General features: G+C 43.2%; 11 protein-coding genes. 6 read left to right on the top strand and 5 right to left on the bottom strand.

Annotation, left to right across the window (positions count from 1 at the left end):
* Positions 1–188: 188 nt before the first annotated feature.
* Complete coding sequence (locus AC19MX_RS14380) at positions 189–1,112, bottom strand: flagellar motor protein MotB (RefSeq protein WP_498298966.1); 924 nt, start codon at positions 1,110–1,112, stop codon at positions 189–191.
* A 2-nt stretch (positions 1,113–1,114) separates the two neighbouring features.
* On the bottom strand, positions 1,115–1,882 hold the full coding sequence (gene pomA / locus AC19MX_RS14375; protein WP_432401609.1) for a flagellar motor protein PomA: 768 nt from the start codon (positions 1,880–1,882) through the stop codon (positions 1,115–1,117).
* 387 nt (positions 1,883–2,269) lie between these two features.
* Here pomA and xseB point away from each other — a divergent pair, with 387 nt between their 5' ends.
* The 3 genes from xseB to dxs are packed head-to-tail and all read left to right on the top strand — an operon-like array spanning position 2,270 to position 5,312.
* Positions 2,270–2,506, top strand: coding sequence for an exodeoxyribonuclease VII small subunit (gene xseB, locus AC19MX_RS14370; protein ID WP_432401607.1), 237 nt, complete (start codon positions 2,270–2,272; stop codon positions 2,504–2,506).
* A 37-nt stretch (positions 2,507–2,543) separates the two neighbouring features.
* On the top strand, positions 2,544–3,425 hold the full coding sequence (gene ispA, locus AC19MX_RS14365) for a (2E,6E)-farnesyl diphosphate synthase (protein WP_498298964.1): 882 nt from the start codon (positions 2,544–2,546) through the stop codon (positions 3,423–3,425).
* Positions 3,426–3,446: 21 nt separating this feature from the next.
* Positions 3,447–5,312, top strand: a complete 1,866-nt coding sequence (gene dxs, locus AC19MX_RS14360) for a 1-deoxy-D-xylulose-5-phosphate synthase (protein WP_498298962.1) — start codon at positions 3,447–3,449, stop codon at positions 5,310–5,312.
* A 157-nt stretch (positions 5,313–5,469) separates the two neighbouring features.
* Here dxs and grpE read toward each other — a convergent pair whose 3' ends face one another.
* Positions 5,470–6,075, bottom strand: a complete 606-nt coding sequence (grpE, locus tag AC19MX_RS14355) for a nucleotide exchange factor GrpE (RefSeq protein WP_432401601.1) — start codon at positions 6,073–6,075, stop codon at positions 5,470–5,472.
* 154 nt (positions 6,076–6,229) lie between these two features.
* Here grpE and nadK point away from each other — a divergent pair, with 154 nt between their 5' ends.
* The 3 genes from nadK (at position 6,230) to AC19MX_RS14340 (ending at position 12,032) form a co-directional block, all read left to right on the top strand.
* Complete coding sequence (nadK, locus tag AC19MX_RS14350; protein ID WP_432401599.1) at positions 6,230–7,108, top strand: NAD(+) kinase; 879 nt, start codon at positions 6,230–6,232, stop codon at positions 7,106–7,108.
* Positions 7,109–7,439: 331 nt separating this feature from the next.
* The gene (locus AC19MX_RS14345; protein WP_432401597.1) at positions 7,440–9,092 is read left to right on the top strand and encodes an L-lactate permease; all 1,653 of its coding nucleotides are present in this window, start codon (positions 7,440–7,442) and stop codon (positions 9,090–9,092) included.
* Between the two features lie 135 nt (positions 9,093–9,227).
* Positions 9,228–12,032 carry an FAD-binding and (Fe-S)-binding domain-containing protein gene (locus AC19MX_RS14340; RefSeq protein ID WP_498298960.1) on the top strand — a complete coding sequence of 935 codons (2,805 nt, stop codon included), beginning with the start codon at positions 9,228–9,230 and terminating at the stop codon, positions 12,030–12,032.
* A 347-nt stretch (positions 12,033–12,379) separates the two neighbouring features.
* Here AC19MX_RS14340 and AC19MX_RS14335 read toward each other — a convergent pair whose 3' ends face one another.
* Both AC19MX_RS14335 and AC19MX_RS14330 read right to left on the bottom strand, forming a co-directional pair.
* Complete coding sequence (locus tag AC19MX_RS14335) at positions 12,380–13,456, bottom strand: CobW family GTP-binding protein (RefSeq protein WP_498298958.1); 1,077 nt, start codon at positions 13,454–13,456, stop codon at positions 12,380–12,382.
* Positions 13,453–14,727: a DEAD/DEAH box helicase gene (locus AC19MX_RS14330; RefSeq protein ID WP_498298956.1), complete on the bottom strand. Its 1,275-nt coding sequence runs from the start codon at positions 14,725–14,727 to the stop codon at positions 13,453–13,455. Before AC19MX_RS14330 ends, AC19MX_RS14335 begins: the two co-directional genes overlap by 4 nt.
* Positions 14,728–14,796: the final 69 nt, after the last annotated feature.

Here is a 14,796-nt window from a genome sequence, read left to right as displayed (position 1 = left end):
GGTTTATGAATAAACCAAAGCCAAAACGTAAGCAATAATTCGCGGATTATACCAAAAGCTGACTATTAACCAAACATATTCACCGGTTAATCATGTATTTTGTGCAGACAACACAGTTAATACACATTCATATAACAAAAAAGCGCAACCTGTTTAGGCTGCGCTTTTTTTGTCAGAAAACCATCTTATTACTCTACGGTTATCTCATCTGATTCTTTTGCTTTGCCTTGTTCAATGGAAATCTCCACTCGACGATTACGAGTGCGATTTTCATTGGTATCATTAGGCACAAGCGGTCTATTTGACGCTTCACCCACAACCTTCATCCGCGTTTCATCAAATCCTGATACGCGTCTCAACTCATCCGCTACGGCAACAGCACGTTGGCTCGATAACTCCCAGTTAGAACTATAAAGCTCGTTACTAATATGAGCACCATCTGTATGGCCAGATACCGTCACAATACCAGGTACATCTTTAAGCAGCGCACCAATGGAGCGAACAATCGGTTTAAATTTAGGCTGTAAAAAACCAGAACCTGAAGCAAAAGAGCCTTTTTCACGAATTCGAATAATGATTTGTTGACCTAGCGATTCAATTTCAATGGCACCGTCAACGATCTCTTCGTTGAGTTTTTCTGCCATTTTTTTCACTTGTTCATTAATGTTTTCTTGTGCAGAAGCGGCATCTTTTTTGACCGCCTCGGCGACTTCCTGAGCCGTTGCAGCAGCATTACCACCACGCTGATCACCACTTTGTTTTTGTGTGCCGCCCGCACTGTCTTCTTCGCCGGCTTGATATTCAATTGTCGGCTGAGTCATTTCGTTAGTCTGCTGATTAATAATTTCAATCGGCGTGGGATCGGGTCTACCAGGGCGAAACTCAAGGGCAATGACAGATGTTCCTTTGGGAATATCTTTTACTTCAACCTTGTTTTGCACCCCAAATGCATACTTCATGGAGCCTGCTATTTGCTTAAATTTTAAAACATCCATTTCTGCAAATGACAATAACAACACGAAAAAGCACATCAACAACGACATTAAGTCAGCAAAGGTTGCTAACCACATCGGGGCGCCAGGAGGTGGACATTGACACTTGGCCTTAGCCATGACTATTCTCCGTCTGTCGTGTTAACTTTGCGTTGTTTCTCCGCGAGGTAGTTTTTGAGGAACCCTTCTATCACACGTGGATTTTGACCATCTTGAATAGCTAATACAGCATCCATAATGAGATTACGATTAAGCATTTCTTCGCCCATGCGCAGAGCAAGTTTATCCGCCATAGGTATTGCCACCATGTTAGCAATCATTGCCCCATAAAGTGTGGTCAATAAGGCAACGGCCATCGAAGGACCAATAGATTTAGGGTCTTCCATGTTAGATAACATCGCAACTAACCCTACGAGTGTACCAATCATACCCATCGCAGGGGCTACATCACCAAATGCCCTAAAAATACTTATCCCTGTTTTATGGCGTTCCTCAGTCAAGGCGATGTCTTTTTCAAGGGCATTACGGACAACATCACCGTCATGACCGTCGACAAGCATATCAACAGCTCTTTGCATAAAAGTATTGGTAATGACCGCTTCTTCTAACGCTAAAAATCCGCCTTTACGCGCGGCATCAGCCATAGTAACTGATTGTTCAATCAAATCTTCTGGTTTATCAATTTTGAAAATAAACGTTTTTAGTCCAATTTTTACAGCACCTAGGAATTGACCTAAGTTAAATTTCATCATCACCACAAAAATAGAGCCGGCTATAACAATTAATATTGAAGCAACGTCAATAAATAGGCCGATACCGCCACTGGTAACCATGGCACCGATAATAAACCCAAACGCGCCGATAATACCTATTAGGGTAGCTAAATCCACAACCTCTCCTCAATCGCAGTGATGACTCTGCTTTATTGTGCGCTTTATTAAGTGCAATTTATAATGACGTTTTAGCACAGCTAATATTGATAACAAGCAATCTTAATCTCAATCGTTATGCATTACTGTAAAAGTTGCAATACTCTCTTTAGATAACATGCCCGTTTTATATTACATAATGGTATCAATCTAACAGCAGTTTACGCTATCGATTTAAAATCTTAACTCTTTATCGGACAAAGTTGGCTCAAGTTTAGCCCGTTTTTAAGGTTTCTAAAAAAAATTCAATAACAAAGCGTGCTGTTGAGCAAATAACCAGCGACTGTATTTGACCGATACGCTGGGCTGATATACCTTGTCACTCGCGCCAAGAGAGGAATATTAACTGTGGCTAAAAAACCAGAAAATCTCAGTTTCGAGCAATCTTTAACAGAACTCGAAACCATTGTAGCTCACTTAGAACAAGGTGAAGTCTCACTAGATGACGCGCTCAAACAATTTGAACGTGGTATTACCTTAGTGCGTCAAAGCCAAACTAAGCTTGAACAAGCTCAACAAAAAGTGTCTATTTTATTAAATGAAAATGATGTTGAATTAGCACCATTTTCAGTCGAAAGTGAATAATCGTCAATCATTTAGGTTGAAATATAGGTCTTAATACGTGTTAGCTGAAGCGATAAAAACTTACCAAAAACGAGTTGATGCTGTTCTGAGTGAACATTTAAATCAACTTGATGATGCCGCGCCTCACCTTAAGGCGGCCATGTTGCATGGTGCGTTATTAGGCGGTAAGCGAATTCGACCGTTTTTGGTTTACAGTGTTGGCGACATGCTCGGGGTCAATATTGACGCCCTTGATAAAGCGGCTGCAGCCATTGAATGTATTCATGCTTACTCATTAATACACGATGATTTACCCGCAATGGACAATGACGCGCTCCGTCGTGGCCAGCCGACCGTTCATATTGCTTTTGATGAAGCTACCGCCATTTTAGCCGGTGATGCCTTGCAAACGCTGGCGTTTGAGATCATTACCGCGCCATGTGAAACGCTCACCCCAAGCCAACAATTAGCGATGGTGAGCGCATTAGCCAAAGCCTCGGGTTACCAAGGCATGTGTGGTGGTCAGGCGATTGATCTTAGCGCCACAAATCACAGTATAAATTTACAACGCTTAACTGAATTACATAATAAAAAAACCGGTGCGTTAATTAGTTGCGCCGTTGAACTTGCATTAATTACTGCCAATTTGCCAAAAGTGCAGTACCAACTAATGATGCAATACGCCCAATCATTAGGATTAGCGTTTCAAGTTCAGGACGATATTTTAGATATTACCGCAAGCACGGAAGAGCTTGGAAAACCTCAAGGCAGTGATGAGCAATCCAATAAAAGTACCTTCCCTAAACTACTGGGTCTTGATGGTGCAAAGGCCTGTGCGGAACAACTAATACAAGATGCACTATCAGCGCTGACTAAATTGCCATACAATAGCCAGTTAATTGCAGACTTCGCCCGTTATATTATTGAGCGAAGATTATAATAAGAGTCAGAAAATCTCGCTATGAGTTTCGATATTTCTAAATTCCCAGTACTAGCTCAGGCTAATACACCAGAAGAATTAAGGAAGTTACCGCAAGGTTTACTTCCACAAGTGTCTGATGAACTTAGACAATTCTTACTTCAGTCTGTTGGTATTTCCAGCGGACATTTTGCGTCTGGCTTAGGCACAGTTGAATTAACTGTGGCACTTCATTATGTCTATAACACCCCATTTGACCGTTTGATTTGGGATGTCGGCCATCAAGCCTACCCACATAAAATTTTAACGGATCGCCGTGAGCGCATGCACACCATTAGGCAAAAAAATGGTCTGCATCCTTTTCCGTGGCGTGAAGAAAGTCAATACGATACCTTTAGCGTTGGCCACTCTGGCACATCTGTTAGTGCCGCATTAGCCATGGCAGTCGCCGCAGACAAAGAAGCGGTTGGGCGTAAAGTCGTGGCCGTTATTGGTGACGGTGCGATGACCGGTGGTATGGTATTTGAAGCCATGAACCACGCAGGAGACTTGCATAAAGACATGCTGGTTGTATTGAACGACAATGAAATGTCGATTTCAGAAAATGTTGGCGCATTAAACAATCATTTAGCCCAATTGATGTCTGGACGTTTTTATACCACCATCCGCGAAAGCAGTAAAAAAGTGCTTAAAGGCATGCCTGTCATTAAAGAAATGGCTAAGCGCACCGAAGAGCACCTTAAAGGCATGGTCGTCCCGGCTACGTTATTTGAAGAGCTAGGTTTTAATTACATTGGCCCAATTGATGGCCATGATGTGGACTCGCTGGTAGAAACCTTGCGTAATATGCGCAACCTGAAAGGCCCTCAAATGCTGCATATCATGACCAAAAAAGGTCGTGGTTATGAACCTGCAGAGAAGGATCCTATCGGTTGGCATGCAGTGCCGAAATTTGACCCTAGCCTATTTAAAAAACCAGCGACAAAACCCGGATTACCGACTTTCTCGCAAGTGTTTGGTAAATGGTTGTGCGATGTTGCCGAACAAGATGATAAGTTGATGGCGATAACGCCTGCAATGCGTGAAGGCTCTGGTATGGTTGAGTTTTCACAGCGTTTCCCTACGCAGTATTTTGATGCGGCTATCGCAGAGCAACATGCGGTGACACTCGGTGCTGGATTTGCCTGTGAAGGCCTTAAGCCTGTTGTCGCAATTTACTCCACCTTTTTGCAGCGTGGCTATGACCAATTAATCCACGATGTGGCCTTACAACGTTTACCTGTGCTATTTGCAATAGACCGTGGTGGCATAGTGGGTGCAGATGGCCCGACTCACCAGGGTGCATTTGACTTAAGCTTTATGCGCTGTATTCCGAATATGATCATTATGGCGCCGTCAGATGAAAACGAATGTCGCCAAATGCTGTACACCGGCTATTGTTACCAAGACGGCCCTACCGCTGTGCGTTATCCTCGAGGTAGTGCGACTGGTGCTGAGCAGGTCGAAAAAATGACCACCTTACCTATTGGTAAAGGGCTGTTAAAGCGTCAAGGTAAAAAAATTGCCATTATTAACTTTGGTACCACGTTAGCCGCCGCACTAGAGGCAGCAGATCAACTTGATGCCAGTGTCGCTGATATGCGTTTTGTGAAGCCACTTGATGTTGATTTGCTAGCTGAACTGGCAAACAGCCATGATGTGATTATTACCGTTGAAGAAAATGCGGTCATGGGTGGTGCAGGTTCTGGCGTACTCGAAGCGCTACAAAAAATGCGCATTGTAAAACCGGTGTTATTAATAGGTTTGCCTGATGAATTTATTAAACACGGTGCACCAGACGAAATTACAGCAGAATTACAACTTGATGCAGCTGGGATTTTAGCGCAAATCCAGGCGTTTATTGCATAGCTAACGTGAATTTTAGTTCGCTAGATTAAATGGCAACCATAAAAAAAGGACTGAGAATTCAGTCCTTTTTTGTGCCTATTTGACAGTGAAACTAATTAACATCGATTTTTCAACATTACGTTTCTGTCTATCGGGGTAAGCCTCTACGTTTCTACGCCTATGCTTCAACGTCGACGCTATTACCGCCTTGAGAAACCATTACCATGGCTGGGCGTAATAAACGCTCATTGAGTAAATACCCTTTCTGCATCACCATCATTACCGTGTTCGCTGGGAACTCAGCACTTGGTTGCATGCCAATGGCTTGATGGTGTTCAGGGTTAAATGCATCGCCTTGAGGGTTAACTTGGGTTACACCAAACTTCTCAACTGAAGTCAGAAACCCTTTCATGGTTAATTCAACACCTTCATAAATGGCTTTGGTCGACTCATTCTCAGGGTCTGTTCCCTGCAGAGCGCGTTCCATATTATCAATGACAGGCAATAATTCATTAACGAATTTTTCTAAAGCAAATTTACGTGCTTGCTCAACATCTTTGGCTGCACGAGTGCGGATGTTTTGCGTTTCAGCCGCAGCGCGCATTTCAACATCTTTACGCTCGGTTAGTGCCGCTTGGGTTTCAGCTAATTGCTGTTCTAATTCTTCGATGCGAAAATTTGCGTGGGTCAATTCATCCATCAAACTTGCTTCATCAGCCACGACTTCAGGTGTTACCACTTCTTCCACTTGATCTTGCGGTGCGTTGTTCGATTCGTTGCTCATTTTCACTCCAGCTAAAAAATGCAAAATTGGATATGCTAATAATGTGACTATTTACTGATTAATTAACAGCAATTATCACACTTTTAATAAGTTTGAGTATATTATGGGGATCAATTCATATGTTTCAAGTCCTAAAGGCACAACAAACTCGAATATGACTAAATTGTTCAAAACAATCGGCCTCATCGGCAAACCGCATCACGAAGGGACCAATCAAACCTTACGGCGATTGCTTCATTGGCTCAGTGTTCAGGGCTTTAATGTGATTGTTGAAGAACGTGTCTCTGCAGAGTTAGGCCCTGATGTTTGCTCAATGGACTTACTCGAAATGGGTGAACATTGCGACTTAGCCATCGTCGTGGGTGGTGACGGTAATATGTTAGGTGCCGCTAGAGTATTAGCAAGATTTGATGTTGCCGTTATTGGTGTTAACCGCGGTAATCTAGGTTTTTTAACCGACTTGCCACCAGACAACTTTGAAGACGCGTTATCTAAAGTGTTAGACGGAGAGTTTGAAACAGAGCATCGCTTTTTACTTGAAGCAGAAGTACATCGCCACGGTAAGATCATCGCAAGTAATACAGCCGTAAACGAAGCCGTATTGCACCCAGGAAAAATTGCGCACATGATTCAATTTGAAGTCTATATTGATGAGCAATTTATGTACAGTCAACGCGCTGATGGCATGATCGTTTCAACGCCAACAGGCTCTACAGCCTATTCATTATCAGCTGGCGGTTCTATTTTAACCCCTAATTTACAAGCCATTATTTTGGTGCCGATGTTTCCTCATACCTTATCATGTCGGCCAATTGTGGTTGATGCCTGTAGCAATATTAAGCTCGTCGTATCACCCAATAATGATGAAAACCTCGAAGTCAGTTGTGACGGCCATGTGCATTTAGCCGTTTTACCAGGTGATGAAATCTTTATTCGCCGCTCCAATGAACGCCTCAGACTAATCCACCCGAAAGGTCATAATTACTTCCATGTACTGCGAAATAAATTAGGCTGGGGAAGTAAACTTTTTTAAATTTGAACTAGCTCACATCTTCTCAAACGTTCACGTGAAGCCCTTCACATTCACAACCGCTAATTAACGTTATCTTAAAGCCAATCGTTTTTAACGCTTGGCTTTATTTTTATGATTATTTTCGCTATCAAAAAACGTGATCTAAAACCGACATTCAAAATACTGCTATTGGATGTAGATCCCACTTCGATAAGCAAAGTCTGTTTCTCGTATGTTAAATGATCTCGATCAACACATTTAACACTTAAATAACGTCTATTACGCCCTAGTTAGCGAAAAGCTAACAAATAATAACAATTTAATACCCACTATAAGTGATACAGAGGTATACATGACATTTCTACAGTTACTAGCAAGCTTAACGCCTATTATCAGCGTAATGGTATTTTTAGTACTCATGCGCTTACCGGCATCCAAAGCAATGCCGATATCAATGATTGCGACAGGTCTGGCAGCAATCTTTATTTGGCAAATGGACACGATGCTTCTCGCCGCTTCCGTTGTCGAAGGACTCCTTTCTGCATTAACACCGCTTACCATTATTTTTGGCGCGGTGTTTTTGTTAAATACCTTAAAATATTCTGGCGCGATGGACACCATTCGTTCTGGATTCACCAACATTAGTGCTGATGCACGTGTGCAAGTTGTGATTATTTGTTGGTTATTTGGCTCGTTCATTGAAGGCTCTGCAGGTTTTGGTACCCCAGCGGCTATTGGTGCACCATTACTTGTATTACTCGGTGTGCCTCCTATTGCCGCAGCGGTGGTAGCCTTAATCGGTGACTCGACTGCAGTATCATTTGGTGCAATTGGTTTACCCGTTTTATTTGGTATGGAACAGGGTCTAACTGAAGGTGGCGTTAACATGGCAGCAGCACAATTTGCTGAACATGGCGGCACGTTTGTGGGTTACGCGCAGTTTATTGCTAAACACATGATCACTATCGATTTGATTACCGGTTCACTGATCCCATTAGTGATGGTGTGTGTATTAACGGGTTTCTTTGGTCGTAATAAATCAATTAAAGAAGGTTTGCAAATATGGAAATTCGCTATATTTGCCGGCTTTGCATTCACCATCCCTGCATGGTTAATTAACTACTTTGCAGGCCCTGAGTTCCCTTCTGTTATTGGTTCTCTTGTCGGTATGGCATTAGTCATCCCTGTGGCAAGAAAAGGCTGGTTATTACCTTCACAACCTTGGTGTGATTTTAGCGAAAATGATAACAAGTCAGAAGAAGAGTTAGCCATTGACGAAACACCGGTTAAGTTCTCGCAAATTGCAGCCTGGTCTCCATATATCATTATGGCTGCGCTGTTGGTGCTATCTCGCGTTGTGGGTCCATTTAAGAGTTGGCTAACGAGCTTTAACATCAGTTGGACAGGCTTGTTAGGCACCGAACTAAAAGCCGGGTTTGCCACCTTCTATGCGCCTGGTATTTTCTTTGTTGCTGTGTGTTTGTTTGGTTTTGTGTTATTCAAAATGAAACCAAAAGCGATGAAGCAATCATTGACAGTGTCATGTAAATCAATGTTACCTACCATCATTTCATTAGGCGCATCTGTGCCTATGGTAAAAATCTTCCTGAACTCTGGCGAAAACGGAGCAGGCCTAGCGTCAATGCCAGTTGCACTTGCCGATTTACTCGCAAATAGCATGGGTTCTGTCTGGGCTTGGGTATCACCCGTTGTGGGTATTTTCGGTGCATTCCTTTCAGGTTCTGCCACGTTCTCAAACATGATGTTCTCAGGATTACAATATTCTGTCGCCGATAACATAGGTATGAACCACGCGTTAGCATTGGCACTACAAGGTATTGGCGCAAACGCCGGTAACATGATGTGTGTGATGAACGTGGTTGCCGCCGCTACTGTGGTTGGCATGGCAGGACGTGAGTCTGAAATCATTCGTAAAACGATGCCTATCGCCCTTGGTTATGCGCTTGTTGCAGGCACCATTGCGGTTATTTGGGGCGGTTTTTAATTACTCAAACTCATATCGATAACGAAATACCCAAACAGATTGAGTGGTAGCCACTGATGTTACCACTCAACATTAAGGGTATAAAAAAGTAGGCATAACAGCCTACACAACATTACAGTGTTAAGAGAGCATGTTATGACTATAAACTATCAAGTGGTAATGGATATTTTAACGTCTCAATTAGGCAGCAAATGTGTTACCAATGATCCGGTTCGTCGCTTTGCTTGGTCTACCGACGCCAGTTATTTCCGTATCGTTCCTGAAATTGTCGTTCACGCAGATAGCATAGAACAAGTTAAAATCACTTTAAACGTAGCAAGATCGCACAATGTACCGGTAACATTTCGTGCCGCGGGTACCAGTTTATCAGGCCAGGCTATTGGCGAAGGTATTTTACTTATTCTCGGCCACGATGGTTTTAGAACCATTGAAATCAGCGAAGATAAGTCATCTATCTCATTAGGCGCTGCGGTTATTGGGTCTGATGCCAACGCGGCATTAAAACCATTTAACAAAAAAATTGGTCCAGATCCAGCGACCCTCGCCTCAGCCCAAGTGGGTGGTATGGTTGCAAACAATGCCTCTGGTATGTGTTGTGGGACGGCGCAAAACAGCTATCAAACTATCAAGTCGGCAAAGCTGATGTTTGCAGATGGCACCGAGCTAGATACTGGGTGTCCAGATTCTAAAGCCGCATTTAGTCAGTCACATTCAGTGCTTTTGGCTGCCTTAACTGATTTATCGCAATTAACCCAAAATAATCCAACATTATCAGCTCGTATCCGTAAGAAATTCTCGATTAAAAACACGACTGGCTACAGCATCAACTCATTAGTCGATTTTAGTGATCCTTTTGACATCATTAATCACCTCATTGTGGGCTCAGAAGGTACGTTGGCATTTGTTAATGAAATCACTTACCACACGGTAGAAGAAGCGCAATTTAAAGCGTCTGCCATGGCAGTGTTTTTCAATATGGAAGATGCAGCAAGTTCAGTTCCGTTGATTAAAGGTGACAGTGTTGCTGCGGCTGAATTATTGGATTGGGCTTCAATTAAATCCGTGACGGGTAAAACAGGTATGCCTGAATGGCTGAGCCAGTTACCTGAAGGCGCTGCTATTTTATTGATTGAGTCACGCGCAAATGATGCTCAAACACTCGATAACTATACCAATGATATTATCCAAAAAATTGCCCACATTAAAACCGAACGTCCGATTGAGTTCAGTAAAGATCCTGCAGTATTTGGCCAGTATTGGGCGATGCGCTCAGGCTTGTTCCCCATTATCGGTGGCGCACGCCCTAAAGGGACGTCTGTTATTATTGAAGACGTGGCATTTGAGCTTGAACATTTAGCGAGCGCAGCGGCAGATCTTACCGCGTTATTCCACAAACATGGCTACCCTGAAGGGGTGATTTACGGCCATGCGCTTGCGGGTAACTTCCACTTTATCATTACCCCTACATTTGCTTCGCAAGGCGATATCGATCGTTTCCATGACTTTATGCAAGATGTCGCAGATATGGTCATCAATAAATACGATGGTTCGATGAAAGCGGAACATGGTACTGGACGTGCTGTTGCCCCCTTTGTGGAAATGGAATGGGGTAGCGATGCTTACACCCTCATGAAGCAAATTAAGCAAATTTTTGACCCGAGCGGCTTGCTCAACCCAGGCGTTATTTTAAACAGCGACGCACAAGTCCATGTTAAAAATATTAAGCCATGCCCGGTAGTGGATGACTTTGTCGATAAATGTATTGAATGTGGTTTCTGCGAAAAAACCTGTCCAACATCGGCACTTAACTTCTCACCACGTCAGCGCATTGCAGTATTACGTGAGATTGAACGCCTAGAACAATCTGGCGATAAAAAAGCGGCAGCTGAAATGCGTGCCAGTTCAAAATACGATGTTATCGACACCTGTGCGGCTTGTCAGTTATGCACTATTGCCTGCCCAGTCGATAACAGCATGGGCCAGTTAGTGCGTAAATTACGTACTCCGTATATCACCACCACAGAGCAAAAAGTACTCGACTTCCAAGCGAAGCACTTTGGTGCAGTTAACCAGGTGATCAGTACTGGTTTTGATATTCTTGGCATTCTTCATAAAGTGACTGGTGACACCATCACCAACTCACTGATGAATGCGGGTAGAATGATCACCAAAGAAGTGCCTTACTGGAACCCTGACTTCCCTAAAGGCGGTAAAGTGGCTAAGCCATCTGCTCATAAGCCTGGTCAGCAAACGGTATTATACTTCCCTGCGTGTGGCGGTAGAACCTTTGGTCCTACACCAAAAGATCCTGACAATCGCACGCTACCAGAAGTCGTGATTACGTTACTTGAACGTGCCGGTTACAACGTAATTATCCCTGAAAATACTCGCCATTTATGCTGCGGCCAAATGTGGGAGTCAAAAGGTGATTTTAAAAATGCCGACGCAAAACGTGATGAACTTATTGATGCGCTAAGCAAGTTGTCTGACAACGGTAAAGTGCCGGTTGTGGTTGATGCATTGTCTTGTACTTATCGCACGTTAACTGGTAACCCTAAAGTCGCCATTACCGACCTAGTCGAGTTTATGCACGATAATTTACTGCCCAACATGACCATCACCAAAAAATCTAACGTGACCTTACATCAAGGCTGTAGTGCCCGTAAGTTGAAATTAGAACCTAAACAGCAAGCGATTGCTGATGCGTGTGCGAAGCATGTTGTATTACCAGCAGGTATTTCGTGTTGTGGTTATGCGGGTGAAAAAGGGTTGTACAAACCTGAAATCAACGCCAGTGCCTTACGTAATATCAAAAAACTCATTCCAGCGGAAACCAAAGAAGGGTATTACGCAAACAGAATGTGTGAAGTGGGATTAACCCAACATAGCGGTATTTCGTATCGTCACTTAGCATACTTGTTAGAGGAATGTACTCGCTAACCTGCTGAGTGTTGTTAACGCTGAGAAAGTAAAATGGGCATTGATAATTTATCAATGCCCATTTTTTATTGGATTATTGCTGATTGATTAGGTCATTAATACCATTGCGCATTAATAAGTTTCCACTCAGAATGCATCCAGCGGTTTTTTGATTAAGGCGTCGCTGTGTAGTAATGGTTGTTCCCTTTCAAATAGCGAGAACGCAGAGCAAAAGCCGCTGGGGCATTCCTTTCAGGCGAGTTTTAAAAGGGCTTACACTGCGTTGCATGACTTCGAAAGAGAATAACTATTCATTCAGTCATTCGCCTTGTTTAAGCCCTTTTAAATTCTCGCTGAGAGATCACTTACTAACGCGCAATGGTATAACATTCAAATAGCTGTTGTTGAAGTGTGTCACCATCGAGCGGTTTGTCACTAATGATTTCGATGCGAGAATCAAGTGCATCATCTAATTCGTCGAGAGTTAATTTATCATCGACCATGTTGACACCTAAAATACCGTCAAAGGTAATCACAATGGCTTTCAATCTAAGCACGGGTATCGATTTAACAGACTCCACCCACGTCATAAAACGGCTAAAATCAACACATCGCTGGCTGTCTAAAACCCAGCCGTAACTGAAACAGCCTTCACCTTGATTGGTTTTGTAAATATAGCCCTGCTCAGCAAGCTGTTGCTGTAATTTATCGCCCCCCTGAGTTGAGGTTGCCATAGGTAATAACCATTGGTCAGCAGTGCGAGAGAGCAAACTTGTAGGCTGGAGCGTTGATTTGATGTTAGCCGCCCGCCCACTTGGCTTATTTAATAAGGTGATAAGCTGTTGTACTTGTGCCTTTTGGCTAACGTCATCCTCACACTTAATAATCGGTGTATCTGCTCTGTCTAATCTGGCCATCAATTCGATTAAGTGTTGCAGTTCTTGCTCACCATATTGCTGAGCTTTGTTAGCAATCACAGTATCGGCAATCTGTAATTGTTGGATAAAAATATCATGGCTGTAATAGCGGCTGTCACTGACCTTACGTGCATCGACTAGACACACTGTAGTTTGCACCTTTATCACCTGTTGCAAATGCGGCGCTTGTAATAATTTGACAATTTCTGCTGGGTGCCCAAGTCCGGTAGGTTCAATCAATAACCTATCAGGTTTAGCCTGTTGAATAATCTGGTTTATCGCAACCTGGGTTGGCACTCCAGCGGCGCAGCAAAGACAGCCACCCGGGATTTCTTTAATCACAACGTTTGCCGTTTCAGAACCAGCATTGAGTAAACCGCCATCAATGCCAATCTCGCCAAACTCATTGACTAAAACTGCCCACACTTCATGTTCAGGTTTGTTGGCCAGCAACGCTTTAATGAGCGTGGTTTTACCCACACCCAAAAAACCGGTGATAATATTAGTTTTTATTGGCTTAGTGATCATTTTTTAGCTTTAGCTGCATACTTACCTTTTCGCATGGGTTTTGCAGCGCCTTGAAGCGGCTTTCCACGTTTATGCTTAAAGGCTTTCTTTGGTTTTTCAGGGCTGACATCTCGATATCTAGCGGGTAATGGAGCCCCTTCTTCATAGCCATTTGGGATCAGTGCCGGTAACGTTTGGCCAATTAGCTGTTCAATATCATTGAGTAATTCAAGTTCTTGTGGGCTCACTAAAGAAATAGCTTCACCCGCTAACCCAGCACGCCCTGTTCTGCCAACACGGTGAACATAATCTTCACACTCTTCTGGTAACTCAAAGTTAATCACCCGTGGTAAAGCTTGAATGTCGAGGCCTCGAGCCGCTAAATCCGTGGCAATTAACACTCGCAATTGTCCTGCTTTAAATTCTTCTAGGGCACGATTACGTGCGCCTTGGCTCTTATCACCATGGAATACCGCTGATTTAATCCCATCTAAAGACAATTCACGAAATAAATGTTCTGCGGTTTCTTTACGGCTGGTAAAGACCATCACTTGTTGCCAATTATGCTTACCAATAAGTTCGGACAGTAATTCAGCTTTACGACGAACATCCACTTTATACACTTGCTGAGCGACATTAGCTGCTGTCGTGTGGGTTTCAACGTGGACATATTCAGGTTGGTTAAGCATCTTAGCGGCAAGGCTTTTAACATCGTCTGAAAAGGTAGCAGAAAACATCATGGTTTGATGTTGCTTCGCAATTAACCGTTTGACCTTTTCAATGTCTTTTACAAAACCTAAGTCGAGCATGCGGTCCGCTTCATCTATCACCAGATGAGTCACAAATGATAAGTCCAATTCATGTTGACCAATGATGTCAAATAAACGCCCAGGAGTTGCTACTAACACATCAACGCCCTGCTCTAGGGTTTTACGTTGTGGATTAATGCTGGCACCGCCGTAAACGGCTAAGCTAGAAAGGTCGCTAAATTGACTGTATTTAATCAGGTTTTGTTCGATTTGAATCGCAAGCTCACGAGTCGGCGTCATGATAAGCACGCGCAAACGCTGGCCAGGGATAATATCCGCTATAGGCTGTTGTAATAATTGGTGCAAAAGTGGCAACGCAAATGCCGCCGTTTTACCGGTACCGGTTTCGGCACTGGCCAACACATCTTGCCCATTGAGCGCTAGTGGGATCACCGCTTGTTGGACAGGTGTTGCGGTGTGATAACCAGATTGATCAATCGCATCTAATAGTAATTGCGATAACCCTAGCGAAGTAAATGACATAACAGACTCAGTAAACAATAAAATAGGGCGCTATTGTATACTAATCTATAGCGCATTCACTATTTCAAT

Source organism: Shewanella sp. MF05956 (genome assembly GCF_059758055.1).
The sequence above is the reverse complement of the archived record's forward strand: the minus strand, read 5'-3'. Positions and strand labels throughout refer to the sequence as shown.